The sequence below is a fragment of the Mesorhizobium sp. LjRoot246 genome (assembly GCF_964254115.1).
Taxonomy (GTDB): Bacteria; Pseudomonadota; Alphaproteobacteria; order Rhizobiales; family Rhizobiaceae; genus Mesorhizobium.
This window is the reverse complement of record NZ_CAXUSN020000001.1, coordinates 2265190-2292097: the sequence shown is the minus strand read 5'-3', so window position 1 is coordinate 2292097 and position 26908 is coordinate 2265190. Positions and strand designations below refer to the sequence as shown.

The 26908-nt window shown below is 63.0% G+C and carries 24 protein-coding genes and 1 pseudogene; 9 read left to right on the top strand and 16 right to left on the bottom strand.

Translation table 11 applies throughout. The features are described from left to right. Positions 1–238: 238 nt before the first annotated feature. Genes ACSQ3L_RS10985 through ACSQ3L_RS10955 form a run of 7 tightly spaced genes read left to right on the top strand, consistent with a single transcriptional unit; the run spans position 239 to position 7716 of the window. On the top strand, positions 239–553 hold the full coding sequence (locus ACSQ3L_RS10985) for a helix-turn-helix domain-containing protein (protein WP_436159964.1): 315 nt from the start codon (positions 239–241) through the stop codon (positions 551–553). Continuing rightward, entirely contained in the window at positions 550–2571 is a 2022-nt protein-coding gene (gene hyfB / locus ACSQ3L_RS10980; RefSeq protein ID WP_436159963.1) for a hydrogenase 4 subunit B, read from the top strand. The genes ACSQ3L_RS10985 and hyfB overlap by 4 nt, the downstream gene beginning before the upstream one ends. After that, the gene (locus ACSQ3L_RS10975; RefSeq protein ID WP_436159962.1) at positions 2562–3518 is read left to right on the top strand and encodes a respiratory chain complex I subunit 1 family protein; all 957 of its coding nucleotides are present in this window, start codon (positions 2562–2564) and stop codon (positions 3516–3518) included. Before hyfB ends, ACSQ3L_RS10975 begins: the two co-directional genes overlap by 10 nt. Beyond that, on the top strand, positions 3518–4180 hold the full coding sequence (locus ACSQ3L_RS10970; RefSeq protein WP_436159961.1) for a hydrogenase-4 component E: 663 nt from the start codon (positions 3518–3520) through the stop codon (positions 4178–4180). The genes ACSQ3L_RS10975 and ACSQ3L_RS10970 overlap by 1 nt, the downstream gene beginning before the upstream one ends. Further along, on the top strand, positions 4177–5628 hold the full coding sequence (locus tag ACSQ3L_RS10965) for a hydrogenase 4 subunit F (protein WP_436159960.1): 1452 nt from the start codon (positions 4177–4179) through the stop codon (positions 5626–5628). The genes ACSQ3L_RS10970 and ACSQ3L_RS10965 overlap by 4 nt, the downstream gene beginning before the upstream one ends. An 18-nt stretch (positions 5629–5646) precedes the next feature. Then, a complete protein-coding gene (locus tag ACSQ3L_RS10960; RefSeq protein WP_436159959.1) occupies positions 5647–7164 on the top strand; it encodes an NADH-quinone oxidoreductase subunit C in 1518 nt (505 codons plus the stop codon). 12 nt (positions 7165–7176) lie between these two features. Further along, complete coding sequence (locus ACSQ3L_RS10955; RefSeq protein ID WP_436159958.1) at positions 7177–7716, top strand: NADH-quinone oxidoreductase subunit B family protein; 540 nt, start codon at positions 7177–7179, stop codon at positions 7714–7716. 173 nt (positions 7717–7889) lie between these two features. Here ACSQ3L_RS10955 and atzF read toward each other — a convergent pair whose 3' ends face one another. Genes atzF through ACSQ3L_RS10915 form a run of 8 tightly spaced genes read right to left on the bottom strand, consistent with a single transcriptional unit; the run spans position 7890 to position 16204 of the window. Then, positions 7890–9737 carry an allophanate hydrolase gene (atzF, locus tag ACSQ3L_RS10950; protein WP_436159957.1) on the bottom strand — a complete coding sequence of 616 codons (1848 nt, stop codon included), beginning with the start codon at positions 9735–9737 and terminating at the stop codon, positions 7890–7892. Continuing rightward, positions 9734–10084 (bottom strand): cupin domain-containing protein, encoded by a 351-nt coding sequence (locus ACSQ3L_RS10945; RefSeq protein ID WP_436159956.1) that lies wholly within the window; start codon positions 10082–10084, stop codon positions 9734–9736. Before ACSQ3L_RS10945 ends, atzF begins: the two co-directional genes overlap by 4 nt. Beyond that, positions 10077–10745, bottom strand: coding sequence for a cysteine hydrolase family protein (locus tag ACSQ3L_RS10940; RefSeq protein ID WP_436159955.1), 669 nt, complete (start codon positions 10743–10745; stop codon positions 10077–10079). The genes ACSQ3L_RS10945 and ACSQ3L_RS10940 overlap by 8 nt, the downstream gene beginning before the upstream one ends. Beyond that, positions 10745–12277: an ABC transporter ATP-binding protein gene (locus ACSQ3L_RS10935; protein WP_436159954.1), complete on the bottom strand. Its 1533-nt coding sequence runs from the start codon at positions 12275–12277 to the stop codon at positions 10745–10747. Before ACSQ3L_RS10935 ends, ACSQ3L_RS10940 begins: the two co-directional genes overlap by 1 nt. Before the next feature lie 11 nt (positions 12278–12288). Beyond that, positions 12289–12984, bottom strand: a complete 696-nt coding sequence (biuH, locus tag ACSQ3L_RS10930) for a biuret amidohydrolase (protein WP_436159953.1) — start codon at positions 12982–12984, stop codon at positions 12289–12291. Positions 12985–13000: 16 nt separating this feature from the next. Beyond that, complete coding sequence (locus ACSQ3L_RS10925) at positions 13001–13927, bottom strand: ABC transporter permease (protein WP_436159952.1); 927 nt, start codon at positions 13925–13927, stop codon at positions 13001–13003. Beyond that, positions 13927–15051 carry an ABC transporter permease gene (locus tag ACSQ3L_RS10920; protein WP_436159951.1) on the bottom strand — a complete coding sequence of 375 codons (1125 nt, stop codon included), beginning with the start codon at positions 15049–15051 and terminating at the stop codon, positions 13927–13929. Before ACSQ3L_RS10920 ends, ACSQ3L_RS10925 begins: the two co-directional genes overlap by 1 nt. A gap of 25 nt (positions 15052–15076) precedes the next feature. Continuing rightward, on the bottom strand, positions 15077–16204 hold the full coding sequence (locus ACSQ3L_RS10915; RefSeq protein ID WP_436159950.1) for a BMP family ABC transporter substrate-binding protein: 1128 nt from the start codon (positions 16202–16204) through the stop codon (positions 15077–15079). A gap of 292 nt (positions 16205–16496) precedes the next feature. Here ACSQ3L_RS10915 and ACSQ3L_RS10910 point away from each other — a divergent pair, with 292 nt between their 5' ends. After that, complete coding sequence (locus tag ACSQ3L_RS10910) at positions 16497–17150, top strand: GntR family transcriptional regulator (RefSeq protein ID WP_436159949.1); 654 nt, start codon at positions 16497–16499, stop codon at positions 17148–17150. 195 nt (positions 17151–17345) lie between these two features. Here the strand turns inward: ACSQ3L_RS10910 and ACSQ3L_RS10905 are convergent, their stop codons facing one another. Further along, entirely contained in the window at positions 17346–17852 is a 507-nt protein-coding gene (locus ACSQ3L_RS10905) for a ferritin-like domain-containing protein (protein WP_436159948.1), read from the bottom strand. Positions 17853–18091: 239 nt separating this feature from the next. On the opposite strand from ACSQ3L_RS10905, the pseudogene ACSQ3L_RS10900 reads away from it, so the two are divergent. Further along, positions 18092–19072, top strand: a pseudogene (locus ACSQ3L_RS10900) (HAD-IIB family hydrolase); the annotation flags it as partial. A 201-nt stretch (positions 19073–19273) separates the two neighbouring features. Here ACSQ3L_RS10900 and fghA read toward each other — a convergent pair. From fghA to ACSQ3L_RS10865, 7 genes are all read right to left on the bottom strand, one after another. Further along, entirely contained in the window at positions 19274–20119 is an 846-nt protein-coding gene (gene fghA / locus ACSQ3L_RS10895) for an S-formylglutathione hydrolase (RefSeq protein WP_436159947.1), read from the bottom strand. A gap of 330 nt (positions 20120–20449) precedes the next feature. Then, on the bottom strand, positions 20450–21196 hold the full coding sequence (pldH, locus tag ACSQ3L_RS10890; RefSeq protein WP_436159946.1) for a pyridoxal 4-dehydrogenase, SDR-type: 747 nt from the start codon (positions 21194–21196) through the stop codon (positions 20450–20452). A 33-nt stretch (positions 21197–21229) separates the two neighbouring features. Beyond that, positions 21230–22408: a pyridoxamine--pyruvate transaminase gene (gene ppaT, locus ACSQ3L_RS10885; protein ID WP_436159945.1), complete on the bottom strand. Its 1179-nt coding sequence runs from the start codon at positions 22406–22408 to the stop codon at positions 21230–21232. Between the two features lie 25 nt (positions 22409–22433). Beyond that, on the bottom strand, positions 22434–23240 hold the full coding sequence (pldA, locus tag ACSQ3L_RS10880) for a 4-pyridoxolactonase (RefSeq protein WP_436159944.1): 807 nt from the start codon (positions 23238–23240) through the stop codon (positions 22434–22436). 47 nt (positions 23241–23287) lie between these two features. Continuing rightward, on the bottom strand, positions 23288–24223 hold the full coding sequence (locus ACSQ3L_RS10875) for a putative B6 ABC transporter permease subunit 1 (RefSeq protein WP_436159943.1): 936 nt from the start codon (positions 24221–24223) through the stop codon (positions 23288–23290). Positions 24224–24226: 3 nt separating this feature from the next. Then, positions 24227–25324, bottom strand: a complete 1098-nt coding sequence (locus ACSQ3L_RS10870; protein ID WP_436159942.1) for a putative B6 ABC transporter permease subunit 2 — start codon at positions 25322–25324, stop codon at positions 24227–24229. Then, the gene (locus ACSQ3L_RS10865) at positions 25321–26889 is read right to left on the bottom strand and encodes a putative B6 ABC transporter ATP-binding protein (protein WP_436159941.1); all 1569 of its coding nucleotides are present in this window, start codon (positions 26887–26889) and stop codon (positions 25321–25323) included. The genes ACSQ3L_RS10870 and ACSQ3L_RS10865 overlap by 4 nt, the downstream gene beginning before the upstream one ends. Between the last annotated feature and the right edge of the window lie 19 nt (positions 26890–26908).

Here is a 26908-nt window from a genome sequence, read left to right as displayed (position 1 = left end):
GGCAGCTATCTGTTTTGGCTGATCCTGAAGCATGAACACGATGAGACCGGCCCCGACCGCAAGAGCCGGCGACAAGACTGGCCGTGACGGGAATGGTCGCATGGCCCTGTTTCGAGGCGCAGGGCGTATCGCTTCAAGACAGATGCGTCACGCATCATTATTTGAATGCCCCCCATTTTAATATATGCTCCAACACGTAGAGATAATACCTCAAAGCTGACAAAAGGGGGATGCGACCGTGATAACTGCTCCACAGTTGCGTGCCGCGAGGGCGCTCCTTGGCATCGACCAGCGCAGGCTTGCCGAATTGTCTGGCCTTTCCGTGCCGACAATTCAACGCATGGAAGCCAGCGAGTCGATTATTCGGGGTAACGTCGATTCTCTCATGAAGCTGATCGGGGCACTTGACCTCGCCGGCGTGGAATTGATCGCTGACGGCGCCTCCAGCCAAATCGGCGGGCGCGGCGTGCGACTGAAAGCGGATTTTGACCCCGCCAAAATTCTGGGCGGGGTCGATACGGATGCCAAACTCCCCGTGAGGAGCGTGGCGTGATTTCGGGGGCCGCGGTCCTCCTGTGGGGCGTTGCTGCGCTCCTGGGGACCGCGGTGCTTGCGATTGCGGAAAGCCGCAGATCGGAACCGGGAACACGCCTGATCTACGGCTTGACGCTAGGTATATCGGCGGCCGTGCTCATGGTTCTCGCGAGCCGCATCGCCGACAATCCCGCCACCCCGTCGACTGTGGTGTTGCCTCTTGGATTGCCGTGGATCGGCGCTCATTTCCGTTTGGATGCGCTCTCGACTTTCTTCCTCATCGTCGTCAACTTCGGCGGCGCCATGGCCAGTCTTTATGGCCTCGGCTACGGCAGGCATGAGTCTGCGCCGCATCGGGTGCTGCCGTTCTTCCCGGCTTTCCTAGCCGGAATGAACCTTGTCGTGGTGGCCGACGACGCCTTCACTTTCCTGCTTTCTTGGGAATTCATGTCACTCGCCTCCTGGGCGCTCGTCATGGCGCACCATCGCGAGCAGGATAATGCGCGGGCGGGCTACATCTATCTCGTGATGGCGAGCTTCGGCACACTCGCGCTGCTGCTTGCGTTCGGCCTGCTCGCCGGATCCGATGGAACCTATACATTCGACGCGATGCGAGCCGCCGACCCCACCCCGTTCGCTGCTGCTTTCGTCCTGGTTCTCATGCTGCTGGGTGCCGGCTCCAAGGCTGGGCTCGTCCCGTTGCACGTTTGGCTGCCACTCGCTCATCCGGCCGCGCCAAGCCACGTCTCGGCTCTCATGAGCGGCGTTATGACCAAGGTCGCGGTCTATGGCTTCATACGCGTTATTTTCGATCTGCTCGGTGAGCCGGCATGGTGGTCGGGCGTTGCCGTGCTTTTCCTTGGCGGCGTGACGGCGGTTCTCGGCATCCTCTACGCGCTGATGGAAAAGGATCTGAAGCGACTGCTTGCCTATAGCACCATTGAAAACATTGGCGTCATCTTCGTAAGCCTTGGTCTCGCGCTTGCTTTCAAGGCGAACGCCATGCCATCGGCTGCAGCGCTGGCGCTCACCGCCGCGCTGTTCCACGTCCTCAACCATTCCTTTTTCAAGAGCCTGCTGTTTTTCGGCGCGGGTGCCGTGCTGACGGCAACCGGAGAGCGGGATATGGAGAAGCTGGGCGGTCTCATCCACCGCATGCCCTTTACAAGTTTTGCCTTTCTCGTCGGTTGCGTCGCGATCTCGGCACTTCCACCCTTCAACGGCTTCGTCTCCGAATGGCTGGCCTTTCAGGCCATATTGCAGAGCCCCGATCTGCCACAATGGGGACTGAAGGTCATGGTGCCCGCCGTTGGCGGTCTGCTGGCGCTGTCAGCGGCACTGGCCGCGGCCTGCTTCGTAAAGGCGTTCGGGATTACATTCCTCGGTCGGCCACGCTCGGCCGCGGTGGAACTGGCGCATGAGGTCGATCGCTACTCGCTGGCGGCAATGTTCATTCTCGCTGCCCTTTGTCTTCTGGCCGGCATTCTGCCGGGTCTTGTTATAGACGGCCTATCCTCGGTGACACTTCCGCTGATTGGCAGCCGGATGCCTGTGCAGATGGCTGAGCCATGGTTGTCGATCGTGCCTATTGCAGCCAGCCGCAGTTCCTACAACGGCCTGCTGGTGTTCCTGTTCATCGCCTTTTCCGCATCCGCTGCGGCATATGTGATCCATCGCTTTGCATCACATGCACTCCGTCGGGGTCCCGCCTGGGGTTGTGGCTTCCCGGATGTGGTCCCAAGCTCGCAGTACACGGCCGTCAGCTTCGCGCAGCCTATCCGTCGCGTCTTCGGCACGTTCGTATTCCGTGCAAGGGAAACCGTCGAAATGCCGGCCCCTGGCGAGACCGGTCCGGCTCGTTTGAACGTCGAAATGCATGACGTGATCTGGGAGGCGCTCTATCAGCCTATCGCCAGGGCCATCGATTTTGCGACCGACCACCTCAACCATCTGCAGTTCCTGACGATCAGGCGCTACCTGACCCTCGTCTTTCTCTTTCTCATTGTCCTGCTCCTGGTGCTCGCACTATGGCCGTGATTCTCGAGTTGGCCGTTCAAGGCGCGCAGATGGCGCTGGTGCTTTTGCTGGCGCCGCTCCTGACCGGATTCGTGCGCAAGGTGAAGGCACGGCTCTTGCGCCGCCAGGGTCCTTCCCTGATCCAACCTTACCGCGATCTCTTGCGGCTGATGCGCAAGGAGGTCGTTCTGGCGGACAACGCATCCTGGCTGTTTCGCGTGACGCCCTATCTGATCTTTGCCACCACCTGGGTCGGCGCGGCGCTTATCCCGACATTCGCCGCCGGCCTCACATTCAGTTGGACCGCCGATCTCATAGCCATTGTCGCACTGCTGGGAAGCGCCCGGTTCTTCCTGGCGCTGGCAGGCATGGACGTCGGCACGAGCTTCGGCGGCATCGGCTCGAGCCGCGAGGTGATGATCGCTTCGCTGGCCGAACCCGCCATGCTGCTCATCGTGTTCAGCCTGGCGCTCGTCGCCGGCGCGACGCAACTCTCGACGGTCGCCGCCTTCATGGGATCGCCGGAGGTTGGCCTGCGGGTATCGCTGGGGATGTCGCTCATCGCTCTCGTGATGGTGGCGGTCGCCGAAAACGCCCGTATACCCGTGGACAATCCGTCGACCCACCTGGAACTCACCATGGTTCACGAGGCGATGGTGCTGGAATATTCCGGTCGCCATCTGGCGATGATCGAGTTTGCCGCCTTCCTCAAGCTTCTGCTCTATGTGTCGCTGATTTCCTGCGTCTTCCTTCCTTGGGGACTGGCGAGCGCCGGGGCAGGACTGGAATCCCTCGCTTCGGGTGTCGTCGCCTATGTCGGCAAGCTTGCCATCTGTGGCGTTCTCCTCGCGGTGTTTGAGACTGCCATCGCCAAGATGCGCGTCTTCCGTGTCTCGGATTTCCTCGGGGCAGCGCTGATGCTGGCCTTGCTCGGCACGCTCCTGCTGTTCGTCTCACGGAGCCTCTGATGAACGGCCTCACCTTCGACATCGCTCACCTGCTCGCCGGCGGCCTGGTGCTGGTCAGTTTCATGATGCTGTATCAGGATCGCCTCTTTGCGCTGATCAACGTTTTTGCGCTTCATGCAATCGTGCTAGCCCTGTCCGTAGCCTGGCAGGCATATATCCAGGACGCGCATCATCTCTACGTCACGGCGGCGATCGCCCTCGTCTTCAAGGCGATCGTCATTCCCGTCGGGCTTCATCGCATCATTCAGCGGCTCGGCATTCATCGTGACGTCGAGACCGCCGTCGGCATCGGTACGACCATGCTTGCGGGGATAGGCCTGGTGACCCTGTCCATGGTCCTGATGCTGCGCGTCACTCCCGAGGCTGATCCCCTAGCCCGCGAGGACCTGGCTTTCGCGCTGTCCATCATTTTGCTGGGGCTGCTGGTGATGGTCACCCGCCGCAACGCCGTCAGCCAAGTTGTCGGATTCATGTCGCTCGAGAACGGTCTGGTCCTCGCCGCAACGGGGGCCAAGGGCATGCCCTTGGTCGTCGAGATCAGTGTCGCTTTCTCGATCTTGATCGCCTTCATCGTCATCGGCGTCTTCCTGTTCCGCATCCGCGAGAGGTTCGACTCGGTGGATGTCGGCGTGCTCGACGACTACAGGGGAGAACACCGTTGACCGCGTTCTCCCTCGATGCGGTGGCCGCAATTTTGCTGATACCGTTCTTCGCGGCCGCACTTCTGGCGACGCTGCCGAACTACCGGATATCGGCGGGCCTCAATGTCGTAGCGAGCTTGCTGACCCTGCTCGCCGCACTGTCGCTTCTTGTCACCGACCGTCCGCAGCCTGGGCAGTATCTGCTCGTCGACGATCTCAATATCGTCTTCATCGTGCTCAACACATTCGTCGGCTTCACCACCAGCGTCTTCAGCGCTTCCTACATTGCCCACGAGCTGGAGATCGGGCGGCTGACGGCCCCGAACTTGCGGTTTTATCACGCAATGTACCAGGTCATGATGTTCGGCATGAACCTGGCGTTCGTGTCGAACAATATTGGCTTGATGTGGGTGGCGGTGGAACTTGCCACGCTGACCACCGTGCTCATGGTCGGCATCTACCGCACGCACGAAGCGTTGGAGGCCGCCTGGAAATATTTCATTCTGGGAAGCGTCGGTATTGCGCTGGCACTCTTCGGCACCATCCTCGTCTACATGGCCGCACAGCCGGTCGTTGGCGAGGGAACGAATGCGATGGTCTGGACAGTGCTCATCGAGCACGCGGCACATTTCGATCCGGCTCTGCTCAATGTCGCCTTCGTCTTTCTGCTGCTCGGCTACGGGACGAAGGTTGGCCTTGCCCCGTTGCATGCCTGGCTGCCAGACGCGCATGCTGAGGGTCCAACGCCGATTTCCGCAGTGCTGTCGGGCTTGCTGTTGAACGTCGCGCTCTATGCCGTGCTGCGCTTCAAGCTATTGCTCGCGGCAAGCCCGGAAGCGATCGCACCTGGGCCATTGATGATCACGATGGGACTGACGTCGCTTGTTTTCGCGGCCTTCATGCTCTATCGCCGCCGCGACATAAAACGCCTGTTCGCGTACTCCTCGATCGAGCACATGGGCATCATCGTGTTCGCTTTCGGCATGGGTGGCCCGCTGGCCAATTTTGCCGGACTGCTGCATATGGTCATGCACAGCCTGACCAAGTCGGCGATCTTTTTCACGGTCGGCCACATCGCCCAGGTCAAGGGGACACAGAACATCGCCGAAATCCGGGGGCTGACGGAGACGCATCCTGCGCTTGGCTGGGCGCTCGTCATCGGCGTCGTTGCCATTGCCGGGCTCCCTCCGCTCGGCATCTTCATGAGCGAGTTCCTGGTCGTGAGTTCGACTTTTGCAAGACACCCCCTTTTGGCGATGCCGTTGGTTTTCGGGATTCTGCTCGCTTTCGGAGCCCTGCTGCTTCGACTAACCGGCGTCGCTTTCGGCGAACCGCGCGGCAGCACTGCACCCGCCGAGGCGTCCTACATTCCGATGTATTCCCACTTGGCGTTGGTGTTTGCCGCCGGCATCTATCTGCCGCCACCGCTGGTCACATGGTTCCAGCACGTCGCAAGTATCCTGGGGTGAGCAGAGGAGAGAAAGAGCATGCCCGCGCTGATCGATCTCATCCTTGCTGGCCAAAATGTCGAAAATCATTTCCCATGGCCGCGCGCCGTGGTGACTCCGAAAAAATGGAGCTTTGCCGTCGAGCAGTTGGCCGAGGGCCACTGGAGCTTGCTCGGCCTATGGGGTGAGCCAGGCGCCGTCCACATGGCACTTCTCGACGAAAGCGCCGGGGACGTCGGCGTCGTCAGCCTGGAATGCCCCAGTGGCCGCTACCCATCGGTTGGCCGACTACATCCGCCCGCGTTGCGCCTCGAACGCGCGGCGGCTGACCTGTTCGGACTGCTGCCACAAGGTGCGCCTGATACGCGACGGTGGCTTGATCATGGCCACTGGGGTGTCAGCCATCCGTTGAGTACCCGCGTCCGGAAGTCTGCCGCGACAGCCTCCCCCTACCGTTTCCTGCCTGCCGAGGGGGAGAGCCTGCATCAGATCCCGGTCGGACCCGTGCACGCCGGCATCATCGAGCCGGGGCATTTCCGGTTCACGGCGAGCGGCGAAACGGTCGTCCGGCTGGAGCAGCGCCTCGGATACGCGCACAAGGGTATAGAAGGCCTGATGGCAGGGTCCGATATCGACCATGCAGCCAAACTGGCGGGCAGAACCTCTGGCGACAGTGCCGTGGCATACTCCCTCGCTTTTGCCCGCGCGGTCGAGGCGGCGCTGGGTGTCGAGGTTTCCCCACGCGCTGTCTGGCTGCGAGCGCTCATGGCCGAGTTGGAGCGCTTGGCCAACCATCTGGGCGACATCGGCGCTATCTGCAATGATGCCGCCTTCGCGCTCATGCATGCCCACTGTGCGGTGCTGCGTGAGCGCGTGTTGCGGGCAAGCGATGCTGCTTTCGGCCATCGCTTGATGCGCGACCGCATCGTGCCGGGAGGAGTGGCAGCCAACCTAAGCGATGACGGGACAACAGCGGTTTGGTCCCTGATCGCGGAGATCAGGCAGCGGTTTCCCGCGCTGGTCGAGCTCTACGATAACACGGCGTCGCTGCAGGATCGGACTGTCGCAACTGGCCGGCTGAAGGTGGAACTCGCTCGTCAATATCGCGCCGGCGGCTACGTTGGCCGGGCTTCCGGTCGGGACTTCGATGCCCGACGCAATCTTGCTTATCCACCCTATGGCGAACTCGCCTTCGATGTGCCTCTCCTCCAGGAGGGCGATGTGAACGCCCGTGTCTGGATTCGCATCCACGAAGTCGAACAAAGCCTGTCCCTGATCGAACAAATCCTGCGACAATTGCCGGACGGACCCATCCGCGTCGATTGCGCGCAGATAGGCGGGCCGCATGAAGGTATGGCGCTCGTCGAAGGCTTCCGGGGCGACATTCTGGCCTGGCTGCGCATTGGCAAAAGCGGCCTGGTCGAGCGCTGCCACCTGCGCGATCCCTCTTGGTTTCAATGGCCGCTGCTTGAAGCGGCGATCGAAGGAAACATCGTTGCCGACTTTCCGCTCTGCAACAAATCGTTCAACTGCTCTTATTCGGGCCATGATCTCTGAAGGCACGCTGTCATGCGCAAGCTTCTTTTTGAAAGCCTGATACGCCCCCCTCTCACCGAGCGTCCGCCGTTGGCAAGCAGCACGGCGGTCGACGAACTCGCACGCGCGCTCGATGGGGCTGCTCACAAACGATTGGGGCGAAGCCTGTCGATCCGGGCGGTCGATGCCGGTTCCTGCAACGGCTGCGAACTTGAGATGCACGCGTTGAACAACGCCTTCTATGACATCGAGCGTTTTGGGATCCGGTTCGTCGCATCACCGCGTCATGCTGATGTCCTGCTCGTCACCGGGCCGGTCACAAAAAACATGCGCGAGGCATTGAAGCGGACCTACGATGCAACACCCAACCCAAAATGGGTGGTCGCACTCGGAGATTGCGCAAGGGATGGTGGCTGTTTCGCCGGCAGCTATGCCGTGATGCGCGGAGTGTCCGAGGCCTTGCCCGTCGATCTTCACATTCCAGGTTGTCCGCCGCCGCCAATCGAAATTCTGAAAGGCCTGCTCGCCTTGCTTGAGGGCGTGAATTCCAAGACTGGTGCTGCCCGAAGGTGACTATCGATTTAGAGGCTTTGCCAGGGTTGGCCTTATCGCTGCATGGATCCAACCAATGCGTAGCCGTGAGCCTAAGGGCAATGGTAGCGCTTCCGTTGTGAGACTGCTGGTCGAGAGAACACCTCCACCGGCGTGCCGATAGGCAAGTCCGGCAAGGCAAGCCTGCACGACGATCAGATCGGGGCGCCAGCGGGCCAGTTCTGCCGCTTTTCACTTTGATCGGCCATGTCTTTGCCGCGTGCGACAAAGCGGCGCCAGCCGCCGAATGAGGAGATGTCGGAGGCACCGACCAAGCCCGCGGTTTCGACCAGAAAACCCTTGGCAGGGGTGCCGTCGTCGAGCTCAATCGTGCCGATGCCAAGCGGTGCCGGAATGGCAGCGACGAAGCGGCCGAAAGCCTCCGGCCCCAGCCGCCAGACCTCGACGTCGATCTGCATGCCGCCATTGGCAACGCGGATCAGCCCCGGTTTCGGCACCAATTGGCCAGCCAGCGCATAGAGCTTGTAGGCGGCGGCGGTGCGGGTGGCGCGCAGGAACTGCGCACCAAGCTGGTTGAGCTGGCCGTTGAGCGGCATGCCTGACAGATGCGCGCCGACCACCACCAGGTCGATCATCCCATCGCGGGCAGGCTGGGCGGGCTGCAGGCTGGGCTGCGGCCAGCCCGTGGCGCCGAGCGGAAGGCCGCTCGCCGCATGCAGGTCGCGGGCGAGCATCGCCGTCAACGCATCGCGGCCGGCCGGCGCCAGCAAGGTGACGCTCATCGGCAGGCTGTCGCCGCGTCTGCCGGTCGGCACGGCGATGCCGCACATATCGAGCAGGTTGACGAAGTTGGTGTAGGTGCCGAGGCGGCTGTTGGTCTCGACGGGATCGGCGAGCACGGCGGCAGTGGTGTAGTGCGTCGGAGCGGTCGGCACGCAGAACAGGTCGACCGAGGCGATAACCGGGGCGAGCTTCGCCTTGCAGGCCTGCAAGGCGTAGAGGCCGCGGAAGGCGTCTGCCGCCGACAGGTTCCTGGCGCCGCCGATGATCTTGCGCGTCACCGGATGCAAGGCGGCTTCGTTGGCCTCCATGAAATCGCGGATCGCCGCATAGCGCTCGGCCACCCAGGCGCCTTCATAGAGCAGGTTGGCGGTGGCGTAGAAATCACCGAAGGGGATTTCGACCAGCCGGCAGCCGAGCCGCGACAGCACGGCAAGCGCGGCCTCGAAGCCGGCCTGCATGGCCATATCGCCGAAGAATTTGAGGTCCGCTTTTGCAGGCACGCCGACGGTCAGCACCGGCTGGCGCGTGGCGAGCGGCTGGACGGCAATGTCGCGCGAATAAGGATCGGCCGCGTCGCGCGCGGCGGCGACGGAAAACACCCCATAGGCGTCGTCGACAGTCAGCGCGAACACCGAGACGCAGTCGAGCGTGCGGCAGGCCGGCACGACACCCGCCGTCGACAGCGCGCCGACGGTCGGCTTCAGCCCGACGATGTTGTTGAGGCCGGCCGGGATACGGCCGGAGCCGGCGGTGTCGGTGCCGAGCGCGAAGGAGACGATGCCGCGCGCCGTCGCCACCGCCGAGCCGGAGGAAGAGCCGCCCGGCACCAGCGCCTCGTCGATAGCGTTGCGCGGGATCGGCCAGGGCGTGCGCACGCCGACGAGGCCGGTGGCGAACTGGTCGAGATTGGTCTTGCCGACGACCAGCGCGCCGGCCGCCTTCAGCCGCGCCACCACGGTGGCGTCCTTGTCGGGCCAATAGGTGTATTCGGCGCACGCTGCTGTCGTCGGCATGCCGGCGACGTCGATGTTGTCCTTGACGGCGAAGGGAATGCCCCAAAGCGGCTTTGCCACCGGGTCGAACGAGCCGAGTGCCGCGGCCTTGGCAAGGAGATCTGCCCTGGCGGCGAGATGGATGAAGATGCCCGGGTCATCGGCCGCTTCGATGCGGGAGTAGATCGTCGCGATCACGTCACCAACGGCGAGGCCCCCCCGATAGACTGCGTGCAGGCTCGCTATGTCGAAGTGGATATCGCTCATTTCGTCTCCCCCAGAATGATCACCGGCAGATCCCACTGGATCAGCACGACGCAGCCGTCCTTCGTCCACACGGAATGCTCGGTGCCGACCGGATTGAGGATCACGCTGCCAGCAGGATAGTCGCCGTTCTCGTCGCTCTGGGTGCCTTCCAGCACGACGATGGTTTCCAGCCCGACATGGCGGTGGCGCGGCACGCTGGCGCCGGGCCGGTATTTCAGGACCGCGACCGACGGCTCGACCGGCCCGCCCTTCAGCAGCCAGCGCACGCTGATGCCGTCACGGAAATGCTCGGACGCCAGATCGCGCCAGCCGCCGTCGAGCAGGCCGGCAAAAGCAAGATTAGGCATTGGCAATTCCCTCGAGCACCTGGTCGGTCGTTGCCGTCCAGCCAACAATGGCGCCCTGCGCCCGGATCATGGCTAGTGCCGCCGCCTTGAACTCGGGAAAGTAGCTCTCGGTCGCGTCCTCGGCGAGCAGGCACTCATAGCCGCGATCATTGGCCTCGCGCATCGTCGTCTGCACGCAGACCTCGGTGGTGACGCCGGCGAAAATCAGCTGCTGGGCGCCGAGTTTTCTTAGGTCGTCACCGAAGCTGGTCGCATAGAAGGCGCCCTTGCCGGGTTTCTCGATGACGATCTCGCCGGGTAGCGGGGCAAGCTCGTCGAGGATCGCCGTTCCCGGCTCCCCGACGATCAGCACGCGGCCCATCGGCCCGGCATCGCCGATGCGGATCGACGGATTGCCGCGATTGCGCTTGGCCGGCGGCAGGTCGGAGAGATCGGCCCGATGGCACTCCATGGTGTGGATCACCGGCAGGCCGGCGGCGCGAAATCCCTCGAGCAGCTTCTTCACGGTCGGCACGATTGCCGTGACCCGGCTAACGTCGTTGCCCAGGCTGGCGCCAAAACCGCCGGGCTCGGCGAAGTCGCGCTGCATGTCGATGACCACCAGCGCCATGGTCTGCGGCTTGAAGGTGAAGGAGAACGGTTGGGCATCGATTTCGGCCATTAGTGATGTCCCGCCATATGCTCGCCGATTGTCTGTACGCTCGCCTGCGCAATCGGCGTCTCATAGACCAGCGCGCCATCCGACATGACAAAGATGCGATCGGACAGCTCGAGCAGTTCGTCGAGGTCTTCCGACATTAGGAGCACGGCGGCACCCGCATTGCGCGCCTTCATGATGCGGGCGCGTATCTCGGCCACCGCGGAGAAGTCCAGGCCGAAGCACGGGTTGGAGACGATCAGAAGATCGACTTCGCCGGTCAGTTCGCGGGCCAGCACGGCGCGCTGGACATTGCCACCCGACAGCGACGAAATCGGCGAGGCGAGCGATGCCGTCTTGACCTTGAACTGCTCGACCAGGCGGGTCGCATAGTCCCGCATGGCGCTCATCCTGATCCAAGCGATCGGCTTGCCGGCTTCGTTCAAATCGAAGGTCCGGAAGGCCATGTTTTCCGCAACGGTCATCTTCGGCGCGCAGGCGTTGCGCAACGGTTCCTCCGGAATGAAGCGGACATTGAGCGTGCGCGCCTCGCTGCGGCTGGCGCCATAGGGCGAGCCCTTCACCAGAACGTCGCCGCCGTCGCGGGTGCGCTGTCCGGCCAAGACTTCGAGAAACTCCTTCTGACCGTTGCCGGAAATGCCGGCGACGCCGACGATCTCGCCAGACTTCACGTCGAGTCCGCCGATGTTGATGGTTTTCAGGCCTGTCCGGTCGGGCGCCTTCAGCGCCTTCACCGTCAGAACCTGCCTGGCGTCGACCGGCACCGGAGCGCGGCTGTCGAGCGCCGCGATCGGCTGGTCGCCGATCATCATCGCCGCCATCTCTTTGTGCGAGAGAGCTGACACTTTTCCGGTTCCGGTCAGCCTGCCCTTGCGCAGCACCGTGATGTCGTCGGCAAACGCCGTCACCTCGTGGAATTTGTGCGAGATCATCAACACGGTGAGACCGCCCGCCCTGGTCATGTCGCGCACCAGGCCAAGCACCTCCTGCGCTTCGCCCGGCGTGAGCACGGAAGTCGGCTCGTCCAGCACCAGGAAATTGCGGCCGAGATAGAGCTGCTTGATGATTTCCAGCTTCTGTTTTTCGCCGGCGGCGAGCTCGGCAACCTTGACGTGGAGCGGCAGCTTGAACGGCATGCGCTGCATGAATTGAGCAAGGTCGGCGCGCTCCCTGCGCCAGTCGATGATGCCAGGTACCTTTTCGCGCGAAATCACCAGGTTTTCCGCACCGGTCAGCGACGGGACCAGCGTAAAATGCTGGTAGACCATGCCGAGCCCAAGTGCCGAGGCATCGCGCGGGCTGGCGATCGCCACCTCGCGACCGTCGACGAGGATGTCGCCGGAGGTCGGATGGTAAAAACCCATCATGCATTTGACCAGCGTCGACTTGCCGGCGCCGTTCTCGCCGAGCAATGCGTGGAAGGAGCCAGCCGGCACCTTGACCGAGACATCGTCGAGCGCGGTGAAGGCGCCGAAGCGCATGGTCATGCCGATGGTCTCGACGCCGACCGCCTTTGTGCGCGTGGTTGCACTCATCACGGTTGTCCTCACGGCAGCTGGGCGACGAGCGCGGCCGCATTCGACACCGTGCCGAAGACGCCGCCCTGCATCTTGATCATCTTGATGGCGGCGAGATGGTTACCGTAGTCGGTCGCCCCGCAGCAATCCTCCAGCATGACGCATTCGAAGCCGCGGTCATTGGCCTCGCGCATGGTGGTGTGGACGCAGACATCGGTGGTGATGCCGGTGAGTACGATGTTGTCGATGCCGCGCTGATTGAGGATCAGCTCCAGGTCGGTGGCGCAGAACGAGCCCTTGCCCGGCTTGTCGATGATCGGCTCACCCTCGGCCGGATAGAGATCGGGGATTATGTCCCAGCCCGGTTCGCCGCGCACCAGGATGCGCCCACAGGGGCCGGGATCGCCGATGCCGGCATTGATGCGGCGCGAGCGCCAGCGCTTGTTGGCCGGCAGGTCGGCGAGGTCGGGCCGATGGCCCTCGCGGGTGTGGATGATGGTGTAGCCTTTCTCGCGCATCGCCGACAACACCGACTTGATCGGCTCGATCGGGGCGCGGACCAGCGACAGGTCGTAACCCATGTGGTCGACATAGCCGCCCGGCCCGCAGAAATCGGTCTGCATATCGATGATGATCAGCGCCGTGTTGTCGGGCCGGAGATCGCCATTGTAGGGCCATGGATAGGGATCGGCCTCGATGTAGCGCTGCCCGGTTCTGGCGTTCATGGCAAAACCTCCGGTCTCATTTGGTGATCGACAGTTCGCCCGGCGCGCCGGCGAGCGAACGGCTCGGCGATGAGGTCGCGATCATGATGATCAGGGTGAGGATGTAAGGGGCGGCGTAGAAGAGATAGTAGCCTTGCGTGACGCCGACCGACTGCAGCGCGGGACCGAGCGCCCCTGCCCCGCCGAACAGCAAGGCAGCGGCAAAACAGCCGAGCGGGTTCCAGCGCGCGAAGATGACCAGCGCCACTGCCATCAGGCCCTGGCCTGACGAAATGCGCTCGGTCCAGCTGCCGGGATAGTAGAGCGACAGATAAGCGCCGCCGATGCCGGCCAGAGCGCCACCGATGCCGGTGGCGATGAGACGCACCGTGTTCGGGTTGAGACCCATGGCGCGCGCGGCGTCGGAACTGTCGCCGACGACGCGCAGGATCAGCCCGGCGCGTGTGTTGCGGAAAGCCCACCACAGGAACACCGCCAGTGCCGCGCCGATCAGGAACAGCACATTGACGTTGAGCGCCGCCTGCACCTGCGCAATATCGGACCAGCCGCCGAAAGGAATGGCCGGCAGGTCAGGTGCCGAGGGCTGGATGAACGGCTTGCCGAAGAAGAAGGCAAGACCCGAGCCGAGCAGCATCAGGGCGATGCCGATGGCAATGTCGTTGACCCCGGGAAATTTACAGATCCAGCCGTGAAACAGACCAAAGCAGAGGCCGGCAGCAGCGGCCGCCATCAGGCCGAGCCAGGGCGAGCCGGTCATCACCGCCACCGCATAGGCGGTCATGGCGCCGAAGACCAGCGTGCCCTCAAGGCCGAGATTGATGCGGCCGGAGCGTTCGGTGATGGCTTCGCCAAGCGACACGAAAATGAAGGGTGTCGAAACGCGGATGGCGCCGCCAAGTATGGCGAGCGGAACGCCCCACAGGCCGATCTCGGTCGCTTCCATCAGGCGCCTTTCTTCCAGAGGTCGGGATTGAAGGCCTTGAAGCGGCCGTAGAAGGTTTCGCTGAACAGGATGACGATGAAGAGCATGCCTTGCAGCACCAGCACCGTGGCATCGGGCAGGTCCATGCGACGCTGGATCAGCCCGCCAGACGCGTTGATGCCGCCAAGCAGGATTGCGACCGGGATGATGGCGAGCGGGTTGTGGCGTGCAAGGAAGGCGACAAGAATGCCGGTATAGCCGTAGCCGGCCGCGAGCGAGGCATTGGCGCTGCCTTGTACGGCGCCGACTTCCAGCATGCCGGCAAGGCCGGCGAAGCCGCCGGCAAGCGCGGTGAAGCCGACAATCAGCGGTCCGACGGCCAACCCCTGCACCTGGGCTGCCCTGACATTGCCGCCGGCGATGCGGGCGGCAAAGCCCCAGCGGGTCTTTTCGATCAGCAGCCAGGACAGAATGCAGGCGACGATGCCGACGACAAGACCCCAATGCACCTCCATGCCGGGAATGTTGCCAATGCGATAGGCGTCGACCAGCGGCTGGGTCGAGGGTTTGTTGAGCGAGGCTGGATCGCGCAGCGGTCCTTCCACCAGATGGTTCATCAGGGCAATAGCGATATAGGCCATCAGCAGGCTGGAAATGGTTTCGTTGACGGCACGGTAGTGGCGAAGCGCGCCGACGGCACCGATCCAGATGCCGCCGGCGGCCATACCCGCCACGCCCATGGCAAGAATGACGATGAAGGGTGGCGCGCCGATCAGCGCTACGCCTGTGGCGGCGGCAGCGACGCCGCCGAGTACGATGGCGCCCTCGCCACCAATGACGACAAGGCCGAGCCGCGCCGGCAGCGCCACACAGAGCGCCGCAAGCAGCAGCGGGGCTCCGCGCGATAGCGAGTTCTGGATCGAAAACCACGAGCCGAAGCCGCCTCGCCACATGGTTTCATAGAGTTGGACCGGCGACTTGCCGACCAGCGCGACGAACAGGCTGAACAGGACCATGCCGATGATCAACGCCGCGAGCGGAATGACGAAGGCTTCCGCCCGCCTGGCGATCCATTCCAGCGCCGCCGGATGTCCGCTGGCACCGAACACCGCCGGTGCATCCGCGCTGCTGATCGTATCTGCCATGGCCCGTCTCCGTGCGCGTTCAACTTCAGGCGGTCGAACCGACGACGCCCTCGACGAGGTAGTCCATGCTTTCGAGCTCTATGGCGGTCTCGGCGAAGGCCTGGCCTTCGGTGGCGACGACGACGCCCTTGTTGCTCTTCAGCGGACCCTTGATGACCGAGAAGCCGCCCTTCATCATTTCGGCCAGCGTGGCGTCGAATTGCTTGCGGGCCGGCTCGCCGACCGCGGGGCCAAGTGGGCTCATCTTGACGAAGCCGTCGGCGAGGCCGCCGCGGGTAAAGTTGGGCAGCGGTGTACCGGCGACGAGGTCGTCGACGAACATCTTGTAGACCTTGGCCCAGTTCCATTCGGCGCCGGTCAGGTATTTTTCCGGCGCCAGCGGGCTCTGATTTGCATGATAGCCGCAGATGAAGGCGCCGCGTCCGGCCGCCGTCTCGACCACCACTTTCGGGCTGTCGACATGGCAAGTGATGACGTCGGCGCCCTGATCGACCAGCGCGTTGGTGGCTTCCGCTTCCTTGACCGCCAGCGACCACTCGCCTGTGAAGATCACCTGGCAAGTGATGGTCGGGTCGACCGAGCGCGCGCCGAGCAGGAAGGAGTTGATGTTGAGCAGTACCTGCGGGATCGGCTTGGCGGCGACGAAGCCGAGCTTCTTGGTCTTCGAGGTATGACCGGCGACAACGCCGTTCAGATACTGGCCCATGCCGATATAGCCGAAATAGGAGCCGGCATTCATCGGATGCTTGTCCTTGTTCCACATGCCGCCGCAATGGCGGAACTGCACGTCGGGGAATTTCGTGCACATGGCCAGCATGTGCGGATCGAAATAGCCGAAGGAGGTCGGGAAGACCAGCGAGGCGCCGTCGAGGTTGATCATCGATTCCATCGTCTTCTGGACGTCGACCGTCTCGGGGACGTTCTCTTCCTCGACGATGGAGATGCCCTCGATGCCCTTCAGCGCGGCGGCACCCTCGGCATGCGCCTGATTGTAACCATAGTCGTCCTTCGGCCCGACATAGATGAAGCCGACGGTGGCGGCGGCCGCGAATGCCTTGCCTATCGGAAAGGATGCCGAGGCCAGCCCAAGTGCGGCTCCGGCGGCGGAGGTCTTGAGCAACTGGCGGCGGCTAAGCATGAATCTATCGGTCATCTCTTATGCTCCCCTGTAGGACCCTTTTCCGGGTCGGTTGGTGCCTTCTCATGAAAGTGTATGCAATCACTGTGCCAGTTCAAATGAGGGAATTTTATAAATAAAATCAACAATTGCTTCAAAAGTTCCTGCCCATACTGCAGGCAACTGCATGCACTTTTTGCCTTGTAAATAGCCAGTTTGACAGGCAGATTAAAATTAAGGCATAGAGGGATATATTGAGTCGACGGGGCTGGCGCGCCGCCCGACTCCACAAGAAGACGATGGAGGAGATTTGTCGGGGAAGCGCAGCTTGATCAGGTCGGGCACGACCGTTGATCAGATGGTGAGGGCGATCGGCGACCGGATCGTCACCGGCTTCCTGCGCCCAGGCGAAAAGCTCGACGAAACCTCGCTCGCCGCCCGCTTCGACGTGTCCCGTACCCCGGTCCGCGAGGCGCTCGGGCAGCTCAGCGCCATGGGCTTGGTCGAGCGACGGCCCAACCGGGGCGCCATCGTCGCCGTGGTGACGCAGGAGCACCTCGCCTCGATGTTCGAGAGCATGGCCGAACTGGAGTCGATATGCGCCCGCTTCTCGGCTGAGCGCATGACCAGCGGCGAGCGCCGCTCGCTCGAGATCGAGCATCAGGCTTCGGCACGACTGGTGCAGCTGGCTGCCGAAGAGGACTATGAGTATTTCAACACCGAGTTCCATACCCGGCTCTATCGCGGTGCCCACAATGCCCATATCTACGAAATGACGGTGATGACGCGGAGCCGGCTGGCGCCGTTCCGCCGCGCGCAATTCATGCTGCCGGGGCGGCTCGCCAAATCCTGGCAGGAGCACGACGCCATAGTCACCGCAATCATGCGTGGCGACGGCAATGGCGCTGGCAAGGCTGCCAAGGATCACGTCTCCATCGTCAGCGAAGCAAGCGCTGTGTTTGCCGCGCCACAACACCAGTGATGTCTTTCCGGCAAGGATTTCGGGTGATTCGAACCCGGCCCCACAGACTGTCGCACCGCAAAATCGGTGCCGTCATGACCAGCACGGTAGGAAATATCGCAAGGTTTCGGAATGCGGGCAAAGGCGGTAGCGCTCGCCAGCGCCCCCGCCGGTCGGCCGGCCGGCAGAAGCGCTGGCCGGCTGACTTGAGTGACTTTATTCAGCTGCCTGCAGATTGATCTTGCTTTCCGCCATCTCGGTGAGCTTGCGGTCGGTCGCCTGTTCTTCCCTGAGGTTCTTGGCCAGCACGTTGGCGCAGTCGCTGCGGCCAAGCTGCTTGGCCCAGGCGATCAGCGTACCATAGCGTGTCATCTCGTAGTGCTCGACCGCCTGTGCCGATGCAATCAGCGCCGCATCGAGAACTTCCTTGTCGTCGACGTCGCCGCTCACATCGTCGGCTTCATCGAGAATGCCGTCGATCGCCGGGCAGTTGATCTGTTTGGCTTTGACGCCATGCAACTCGAACACCTGTTCGACGCGCTCGATGTGCCCCCTGGTCTGGTCGAGGTGTTTTTCGAATCCGGCTTTCAATTGCGGGTCGGTTGCCTTGTCGATCATCTTCGGCAGCGCTTTCTCGATCTGCTTTTCGGCATAATAGATGTCGCGCAGCGTGTGCACGAAGAGATCGTCGAGTGTCTTGATGTCCTTCGAAAAGAAACCCATGGCCTTACCTTTCATTGCGCTCAAGGTGGATTTTGACGGCGAATTTGCCCGCCGCCCACGGAGGGCCGGGGACGCCTCCCGGCTTGCCTGGTCAACGTGCCGGCACCAGAGGGGTTCCTGATTTCGCATTGAAACGTCACCCCTTCTCGAAACCCTGCGATCCACCTCCGATGGGGAGCCTTTGTCTCGATCACACGTTCTAACCGGAGCGCGAACCGGAACCGGGAGAGGTCGACAGAATGTATTTCATTGCGTTGGCGACGGACTATGACGGCACGTTGGCTCATGACGGGATCGTCTCCAGGAAGACGCTCGGCGCTCTTGAGCGGTTCAAGAAAAGCGGCCGCAAGCTGGTTTTCGTCACCGGGCGAGAGCTGCCCGATTTGAAGGGCGTCTTTCCCGACATCGGCCTGTTCGACAAGGTCGTGGCCGAGAATGGAGCGCTGATCTACACACCGGCCAGCGAGGACGAACGGGTGATTTCACCGCCGCCCGAGCCAAAATTCGTCGCCAGGCTGAAGAAGCAGGGCGTCAAGCCGCTTTCAGTCGGGCGGGCGATCGTCGCGACCTGGGAGCCGCATCAGGCCACCGTGCTCGAGGTCATCAAGAAACTGGGGCTGGAGCTGGAAATCATCTTCAACAAGGGCGCGGTGATGATCCTGCCGAGTGGCATCAATAAAGCCACCGGACTGGCTGCAGCACTTCAGGACCTTCGGCTGTCGCCACACAATGTGGTTGGTGTCGGAGACGCCGAGAACGACCATGCCTTCCTGCAGGCCTGTGGCTGCAGCGTTGCCGTCGACAATGCAATTCCCGCGGTCAAGAACACGGCGGATCTGATCACGCGTGGCGCCCGCGGGAAAGGTGTGGAGGAACTGATCGACAGGCTGATCAAGCGCGATCACGAGATCGTGCCGAAGCATCATGATGGCATTGTTTTGGGCTCCGTCGGTGGCAATGAGGTCTATCTGTCGCCGACCGACACGGTGCTGATCGCCGGCAGTTCGGGCATTGGCAAATCCACCTTGGCCACCGCGCTGACGGAACGCTTTGTCGAGAGCCGTTTTCAATTCTGCGTCTTCGATCCTGAGGGCGACTATGACGGCCTTGAAGGCGCCGTTCGGCTGGGAGACGGCTCAAGCGCGCCGACAAAGGCGCAAGTGCTGGACCTGATCGCCAAGGCCGACAGCAATATCGTCATCAATGGGCTGAGTGGGAGATCAGCACTTCCCGATCGTTGCGCCACGCCTGCCGCCTGTCTTGATATCCGTCGCTTCCCCGACAGAATAGGTATCCCAAACCGCGCAAGAAAGCATGACCCGCTCCGCCTGGCGTCATGGGCGGCGCCGGCGGCCGACATTGTCAAGATCCTGCTACTCTTCCTCGCCTGGACGGTCCGAGCACATCGCTCGGACCTCGGCTTATGCAAGCCGTTCCGCATGCCATTTCAGATGGTCGCCCATGAATGTCGAAATGAAGAAGTACGAATGATCGTAGCCGTCCTGCATGCGCAGTGTCAGCGGAATGCCGGCCTTGGCGCAGGCCGCTTCCAGAAGCCATGGCCTCAGTCCATCGTTGAGAAACCCGTCCGACGTGCCCTGGTCGATGAGAAACTCGGGGAAACGGCGCCCATCCTCGACAAGCGCGGTGGCGTCATAGCTCCGCCATGAAGCCTCGTCCTTGCCGAGATACTTCTCGAAGGCCGGCCTCGACCAGCCGGCGGTGCTTGGCTGCACGATCGGCGCGAACGCGGAGCAGCTCCTGAAGCGCCCAGGATTTTTCAACGCAATCGTCAGCGCACCGTGACCACCCATCGAGTGGCCAAGGATTGCCTGACGCGCCATATCGGCTGGAAACTCGCGGGCGATCAGGGCCGGCAGCTCCTCACTGATGTAGGAGTACATGCGATAGTTCTTCGCATAAGGCTCCTGTGTCGCGTCGACGTAGAAGCCGGCGCCGCTGCCAAACTGCCAATTGTCCTTCTCGTCGGGAATGTCGGCACCGCGTGGACTGGTGTCGGGACAGACGACGATCAGGCCGAGCTCCGCGGCCATCTGTCTGTACTCGCCCTTATCCATCACATTGGCATGGGTGCAAGTCAGGCCGGAGAGATACCAGACCACCGGGCAAGGGGTTTCACGAGCCTGCGGCGGCACGAAAACGGCAAAATTCATGTCGCAGGCGCAGGCATCCGAAGCGTGGGAATAGACGCCTTGCACGCCGCCGTGCGACCTGGCGGTGGAGATGACTTTCATCGACTTTGGCATGTGCTTCTCTTCACCAATCTCAAAAAACGCTGATCACGGTTCGCAGTGTCTACGGCATCGGTCGGGATCGCGGCAACCCTGGTGAAGCGACCCGCGGCATGGCATTCCAGCCTGCCGCGCCACCGGTCTTACGCCGATGATGGGGAACGCGTATTTGGGAACACGGAGCTTTCACCGTGTGGATGAGGCCCGGCTGTGATCGCCAGGAAGAACGCAAAGGCAAGTTTCAAGTAGCGCGGGTTGAGCGCGTGGCCTTGCGCCCCGTCCGTCCACTGTTGCGACCAATGTAAATCGCCCAAAAGTGAACAGTGGTTTGAGGCGCGACGCGTTCTAGTGGCGCACCATCCCGGCGTCGACATTGAGCGTCTGGCCGGTGATCCAGCGCGCATCGTCGGAGGCCAGGAACGAAACCACATCGGCAATGTGTTCCGGCTGCCCTTTACCTTTCATCGCCTGAAGCATCTCGACGAAACCGAACGCCTCGTTGTGCGGGCTCGACTTGACGCCGTCGCTCTCGATCAGGCCGGGCGTCACCGCGTTGGCGGTGATGTTGTATTTGCCGAGCTCTGTGGCGAGCGCCCTGGTGAAGCCGATGACGCCGCCCTTGGCCGCGACATAGGCCGCCATGTTCGGCGTGCCGGCAAAGAAAGTGTTGGATGCGATGCTGATCACCCGTCCGGCCTTGCCCGCTGCGCGCATCTGGTCGGTGCCGGCGCGGCTGACGATGAAGGTGCCAGTCAGGTTGACGTCGATGATCTTGCGCCAATGGTCGAGATCGACATCGTCCCAGGCGACGAACGGCACGATGCTAGCATTGTTGACCAGGATATCGATGCCCCCGGTCAGGACCTGGATTTCCGCGAAGAGTGCTTTGACGGATGCCGGATCGGAAATGTCGGCGGCGATCGCCCTCGCCTTCCCGCCTATCGCCGCGGCCGCCGCCTTGGCGCCTTCGGCATTGATGTCGCTGACGATGACGGTTGCCCCGTCGGCGGCAAGCCGCGCGGCGATCGCCTTGCCGATGCCCTGCGCGGCGCCCGTAACCAGGGCCGTCTTTCCTGCAAGCCGTTCAGTCATGAAAATGCTCCCTCAATGCGTGGTGATGTCTGTTCAGGCGTCGGCGTCGATCACGGCCAGTGCCGCGTCGATACCCTTGCCGACCGCCAGTTTCTGGCCGGCCGCGTTCATGGCGCCGCCAAGTGCCGTCAGCGCCGTGATCGCATAGATCGGCTGGGCGGTCGGTCCCATATGGCCGATGCGTGTCAGCTTCCCCAATGTCTCGCCGCGCCCCGACGAAAACACCACGCCGTAGCGGGCGCGCGCGGCTTGGCGAAGCGCCTTCTCGTCGACGCCTTCGGGCGTGCGGACGGCGGTCGTGGTCGGCGACGCGATCGTGTCGCTGGCAGCCCAGATCGACAGGCCCATGGCGGCGACGCCGGCGCGCATGGCCTTGGCGGTGAGCGCGTGGCGAGCCCACACCGCCTCCGGCCCCTCATTGAGATAGAGGTCGAGCGCGACATCGAGCCCGTTGATCTCCGAGACCGACGGCGTGAACGGAAACGGCTTGTCCCGCGACCACGCATTCTCCCAGTCGACGATGCTCAGCATCGACGCGCGGGGGGCTGCCTCGTTGCCCTTCATCTTGGCCCAGGCCCGCTCGCTGACGCCCATCATCGTCAGGCCGGGAGGTGCGCCCAGGCATTTGTTCGGGCCTGTGACATAGATATCGGCCTTGCAATCCTCGGGATGCGTCTTCATGCCGCCAAAGGACGAGACGGCATCGACGATGAGATAACCGCCATGCGCCGAAACCAATGCACCGATGGCGTCGATCGGATTGATGGTGCCGGACGGCGTGTCGTGGTGGCAGACGGAAACGACGGTGATCTCCGGATGCTCTTTTAGCATCGCCTCGACCGCTTGCGGATCGATCGCCTCGTTGTAAGGCACCTCGATCTCAAGCAGATGTGGCGAATAGCGCTTCGCCCAATAGCCAAACCCCTTGCCGTATACGCCGGAGGCAAGGTTGAGCACGACATCGTCGGGCGCGATCAGCGAGGCCGCGGCGGCCTCCAGGCCAAGTACCGGCTCGCCATGCAGGATGACCGGCTTGTTCGACAGCCGCATCGCCTTCTGCGCCTTGTCGACAACCTTCTCGTAAAAGAGTTGGAACGCCGGGTCGTAGTCGTAGAGCACCGTGCGCCCGAGACCGCGCAGCACTTCGGCATAGGCGTTCACCGGCCCAGCGGTCAGGGTGATGACCGGATCGGCGTGTTCGAGATAGCGCATCGTTCTGTCTCCCGATTGGCGGCGATCAGCCGTAGAATTGCGTGCCTGTCCTGTAGGTCCTGAAGTTATCCATGTCGTGCGAGTACATCAGCTCGGCGCCATGGTCCTCCGCTAATTTCTTCACCTTGCGCATCGAATTGACGCCCGCCACCGGGTCGATGTGGAAGGCCGCCTGGCACAGCGTCTCAAGGCTCTTTTGCGTATAGGCCGCGTCGATCGTGAACATGATCGGCTTGCGCTTGGAAAACTCGACCAGCAGGCTGTAATGGCCGATCGAATGACCGGGCGTCGCGATCAGCCGGACGCCCTTGGCAAGGTCGACGTCGCCATCGATGCCCTCGAAGGTCGAATTCGCCGGTGTCGTTCCCGGGAGCAATTGTCCGGTCGCGCCACGCGCTTCCGCAGCCTCCGCCGAAAAGCTCAGATCGGAATAGCCGAGATGCTCGAAAGGCTCGGGATTGCAGGCCTGCGGCACCTCGGTCCGGTGGCAGATCTTCTTGGCATGCGGAAAATACTTGTTGCCGCCGCAATGGTCGAAGTGGAAATGCGAATTGACGACGACGTCGATGTCCTTCGGCTCGAGCCCGAGCAGCGCGAGCGCGCCGGGGATGGTCTGGTGCTTTTCCTGGATCGGCTTTTCGAACGGCAGCACCTTCATCACATGGTCATAGTCGTAGCCGGTATCGATCAGGAAACGGCCTTCGGCATGTTCGATCAGGATCGAATAAACGGGGAAGCGCACTTCGCCGCCAGGGCCGCGATTCCAGAACACGTGGTAGCCGTCGAGAACGAGCGAGCCGCCGTCGAGCAGGTAGACCTTGGTATCCGACATTCTTGCCTCCTTTATTGGCGCGGGTCCCGTCCGCGCATGAATTGTGCTCAGCGCGCACCGCGCTCGTATGGAATGCCGAGCGCTGCCGGCAGGCTGGCGCGCCGGCCAAACAGCACCAGCATGATCATCACCGCCAGGAACGGCAGCATCTGGATGATGTCGGTCGGTATGTTGATGCCGGCCACCTGCATGGCCGTCGTCAGCGACAGGCAGACGCCGAACAGCAACGCGCCGAACAGCACCCAGATCGGGCGGCCGCGCGCCAGCATGGCCAGCACGATGCCGAGAAAGCCCGCGCCATTGGTAATGAAGGGAATGAACAGCCCCGCCCCGACATTGGCAAGATAGGCGCCGCCGAGCCCGGCCAGCGCGCCGGTCGTCAATACGGCGATGGTGCGGGTCCGCACGACATCGATGCCCGCGACATCGAGCGCGGCCGGCTTGTCGCCGGCGGCCTGCAGGTTGAGGCCCAGCTGCGTGCGCCGGTAGATGTAACCCATGCCGAAAACCAGCGCGACCGCCAGATAGACGATCAGATGATGTTTGAAGAATGCAGGCCCGATGACCGGAATATCCGACAGCAGCGGAATGACGGTCGCATCCGCCGCCGGCAGGCGGGGGTAGCTGCGTGAGAACTGGAAATGGTGGAGCAGTGCCGTCAGGCCTTCCAGTCCGAGCGTCAGCGCGATGCCGATGACGATCTGGTTCAGCCCGATGCGCACGCAAAGCAACGCCATGACAAGCGCCACGGCGCCGCCGCCGGCGGCACCGGTGAGAAAGCCCAGCCACAGCGATCCGGAATAGAAAGCGCCGACAAAGCCAAGATAGGCGCCGGCCAGCATCATGCCTTCGATGCCGATATTGAGCACACCCGCCTTCTCCGAGATCTGCTCGCCGAGCCCGGCAAGCAGCAGCGGGATCGCCGCGGTAACGGCGCCGAACAGCAGCGCGCTGAGAAAGACTTCGCTGAACAGCCCGGTCATGTCCTAGGCCCTCCGCGACTGATTGAACCGATGATCGAAATATTCGGCGAGCGCGAGTACGATCAGCACGATGGAAACCAGCACCAGCGTGAAATGATTGGGCACACCGAGCCGCCGGGCCGCGCTCTCGCCGCCGATCGAAAGCACCGAAAGCAGGAAGACGAAACCGATGGCTGCAAAGCCGTTCATGCGGGCGAGAAAGACAGCAGGTATCACCGCAAGCCCGTAGGCGGGATTCCAGTCGGCGCGGACATTGCCCTGGACGCCGATGATGTCGACGGCGCCCGCAAGCCCGGCAAGCCCCGCCGAAATGGCGAAGACGGCAACGGTCAGGCCGGGGACGCCCAGCCCCGAGTGGACCGCCGCGCGCGGATTGGCGCCGACTATCCTCAGCTTCAGCCCGAACGCCGTGCGCGTCATCACCAGATGCACGATGATGATCGCCGCCAGCCCAAGCACCAGGCCACTGGTGATGGTGGTTTCGAACAGGCGCGGCAGCCGGTCCTCCACCGGCAGCGTACGGGTCTGCGGCACGGTCGTGTTTGGGTCGCGAAACGCCAGCTTGACCAGCACATTGGCGAGCGAGGTGCCGAGGAACGTCATCATCAGCGTGGTGATGATCTCGTTGACGCCCTGATAGGCACGCAGCAGAGCCGGCACCAGCGACCAGATCATCGCCACCACCATGGCGATGAGGAACGAGCAGATCAGCGCCAGCCAGGACGGCATGATCTGGACGAACACGGGAGCGCTGGCCGCCGCCGTCACCGCGCCGAGCAGGAACTGCCCGTCGCCGCCGAGATTCCACATGCCGGCGCGAAAGGCCACGATCAGGCCGGCGGCAAGAAACAGCAGCGGCGCCATGCGCGTCAGCGTCTGCTGGATGCCGAGCGGCGAGAACAGTCCCTTCTCCAGCACGAAGCCGTAATAGGCGAGCGGGTCGACGCCGACCGCAAGCAGGATACAGCCGGCGATGATGAGAGCGATGAGGATCGGCCCGAGTGTCATCAGCAGCCGATGCGCGATGTCGCGGCGCGTCGCCGCCCCGCTCGTGGCATCGAGTGCGGTAGCACTGACGGAGGGTGCGGTGTCGATGCTCATGCGGCAAGTCCGATCATCAGGCGACCGACCTTGGTTCGGGCGTCGTCGGCATTCTCGACGGTGCCGACCAAAGCGCCGTTTGCCATGACGGCGATACGGTCGCACATACCAAGCAATTCCTCGAGGTCGGTGGAGATCAGCAGCACGGCAAGGCCACGCGCTGCCGTGTCGCGGATGCGCTGGCGCGCCGCCAATGTGTTGGCAAGGTCGAGCCCATAGGTCGGCTTGTTGAAGATCACCACCTTGGCGCCCTCCGCCAGTTCGCGTGCCAGAAGCACCTTCTGGATATTGCCGCCGGACAGCCGCGCGACAGGCGTCCTCAGGCTCGGCGTGCGCACGTCGTATTCGCGCACAAGCTGGGCGGCGCGCCTATCGATCTCCGCGCGCTGCTCAACGCCGTTGCGCCACAACGGGGCGGCGCCGACCTGCTTGAGGAAGAAGTTGATCGAGACCGGGAAGGTCCCGACAGTACCCTCGCCCAACCGGTCGTCGGTCAGGTAGCGAAGGCCCCGCCGGCGGCGCTCGCCGACGCTCAGCGTCTCGATGGCGACGCCGTCCAGCCGTACCGAGCCGCTGGTAGCCGCGCGCTGGCCAGCCAGCGCTTCCGCCAGCTGCTTCTGGCCGTTGCCGTCGATGCCGGCTATGCCCAGGATCTCGCCCGGGCGGATGTCGAAGGAGATCGACGACAGGCCCGGTGCATTGTCTGTCGGCGCGACCGCCAGATCCGCGACCTGAAGCAGTGGAGCCGCTTCGGCTCGGGCGGTGCGGACCGGACGCTCGACGGCTTCCGGATCATCCTTCTGCTTACCGAACATCAATTCCACGATCTCCGAGACGATCTCCTGCTCTCCCAGCACACGAAACCGCTCGGGCGGGATCTCGCCGACCTTGCGGCCGAGCTTCAGCACCGAGATGCGATCGCCGAAGGCCGCCGCCTCCTTGAGCTTGTGGGTGATGAAGACGATCGCCAGGCCCTGCTCGACCAGGCGGCGCATCAGCGCGCCCAGTTCGTCGATGCCTTTCGGCGTCAGCATGGAGGTGGACTCGTCAAGGATGAGCAACCGGCTGTTGCGCAACATCGCGCGCAGGATCTCGACCTGCTGCTGCTCGCCGAGCGAGAGCTCCGATACCTTGGCCTGCAGCTTGACGGTGATGCCGAGCGTGCTGGTGATCTCCGCGACCCGCGCCGCCAGTTCCTCGGTCCTGGGGCGCTGCCACCACGGTCCGCCAAGCAGGAGGTTTTCCGCCACCGTCAGCGTCGGCACCAGCATCATGTGCTGGAATACCGTGCCGATCCCGAGTGCCAGCGCATGGCGCGGCGAGGTGATCGGCGTCGGTTTGCCGTCGACCAGTATGCGTCCTTCGTCCGGCTGCTGCAGGCCGGACAACATGCCGATCAATGTCGATTTTCCAGCGCCGTTCTCGCCCAGCAGCACATGCACTTCGCCCGGGCGGATCGACAGGTCGACGCTGTCATTGGCAACGATGCCGGGAAACCGTTTGGTCACGCCTTCAAGCGCGACGATGTCGCGCCCCGCAATGGACGATGAAGAAAAACCGCTCATGAAAGCCCAGCATTAAAAA

Excerpts from the sequence above, each read along its gene's own strand:
- ACSQ3L_RS10975 (WP_436159962.1), top strand. The coding sequence starts at position 2,562 with ATGGCCGTGATTCTCGAGTTGGCCGTTCAAGGCGCGCAGATGGCGCTG.
- ACSQ3L_RS10970 (WP_436159961.1), top strand. The coding sequence starts at position 3,518 with ATGAACGGCCTCACCTTCGACATCGCTCACCTGCTCGCCGGCGGCCTG.
- ACSQ3L_RS10960 (WP_436159959.1), top strand. The coding sequence starts at position 5,647 with ATGCCCGCGCTGATCGATCTCATCCTTGCTGGCCAAAATGTCGAAAAT.
- ACSQ3L_RS10955 (WP_436159958.1), top strand. The coding sequence starts at position 7,177 with ATGCGCAAGCTTCTTTTTGAAAGCCTGATACGCCCCCCTCTCACCGAG.
- atzF (WP_436159957.1), bottom strand. The coding sequence starts at position 9,737 with ATGAGCGATATCCACTTCGACATAGCGAGCCTGCACGCAGTCTATCGG.
- ACSQ3L_RS10945 (WP_436159956.1), bottom strand. The coding sequence starts at position 10,084 with ATGCCTAATCTTGCTTTTGCCGGCCTGCTCGACGGCGGCTGGCGCGAT.
- ACSQ3L_RS10940 (WP_436159955.1), bottom strand. The coding sequence starts at position 10,745 with ATGGCCGAAATCGATGCCCAACCGTTCTCCTTCACCTTCAAGCCGCAG.
- ACSQ3L_RS10935 (WP_436159954.1), bottom strand. The coding sequence starts at position 12,277 with ATGAGTGCAACCACGCGCACAAAGGCGGTCGGCGTCGAGACCATCGGC.
- biuH (WP_436159953.1), bottom strand. The coding sequence starts at position 12,984 with ATGAACGCCAGAACCGGGCAGCGCTACATCGAGGCCGATCCCTATCCA.
- ACSQ3L_RS10925 (WP_436159952.1), bottom strand. The coding sequence starts at position 13,927 with ATGGAAGCGACCGAGATCGGCCTGTGGGGCGTTCCGCTCGCCATACTT.
- ACSQ3L_RS10920 (WP_436159951.1), bottom strand. The coding sequence starts at position 15,051 with ATGGCAGATACGATCAGCAGCGCGGATGCACCGGCGGTGTTCGGTGCC.
- ACSQ3L_RS10915 (WP_436159950.1), bottom strand. The coding sequence starts at position 16,204 with ATGACCGATAGATTCATGCTTAGCCGCCGCCAGTTGCTCAAGACCTCC.
- ACSQ3L_RS10905 (WP_436159948.1), bottom strand. The coding sequence starts at position 17,852 with ATGGGTTTCTTTTCGAAGGACATCAAGACACTCGACGATCTCTTCGTG.
- fghA (WP_436159947.1), bottom strand. The coding sequence starts at position 20,119 with ATGCCAAAGTCGATGAAAGTCATCTCCACCGCCAGGTCGCACGGCGGC.
- pldH (WP_436159946.1), bottom strand. The coding sequence starts at position 21,196 with ATGACTGAACGGCTTGCAGGAAAGACGGCCCTGGTTACGGGCGCCGCG.
- ppaT (WP_436159945.1), bottom strand. The coding sequence starts at position 22,408 with ATGCGCTATCTCGAACACGCCGATCCGGTCATCACCCTGACCGCTGGG.
- pldA (WP_436159944.1), bottom strand. The coding sequence starts at position 23,240 with ATGTCGGATACCAAGGTCTACCTGCTCGACGGCGGCTCGCTCGTTCTC.
- ACSQ3L_RS10875 (WP_436159943.1), bottom strand. The coding sequence starts at position 24,223 with ATGACCGGGCTGTTCAGCGAAGTCTTTCTCAGCGCGCTGCTGTTCGGC.
- ACSQ3L_RS10870 (WP_436159942.1), bottom strand. The coding sequence starts at position 25,324 with ATGAGCATCGACACCGCACCCTCCGTCAGTGCTACCGCACTCGATGCC.
- ACSQ3L_RS10865 (WP_436159941.1), bottom strand. The coding sequence starts at position 26,889 with ATGAGCGGTTTTTCTTCATCGTCCATTGCGGGGCGCGACATCGTCGCG.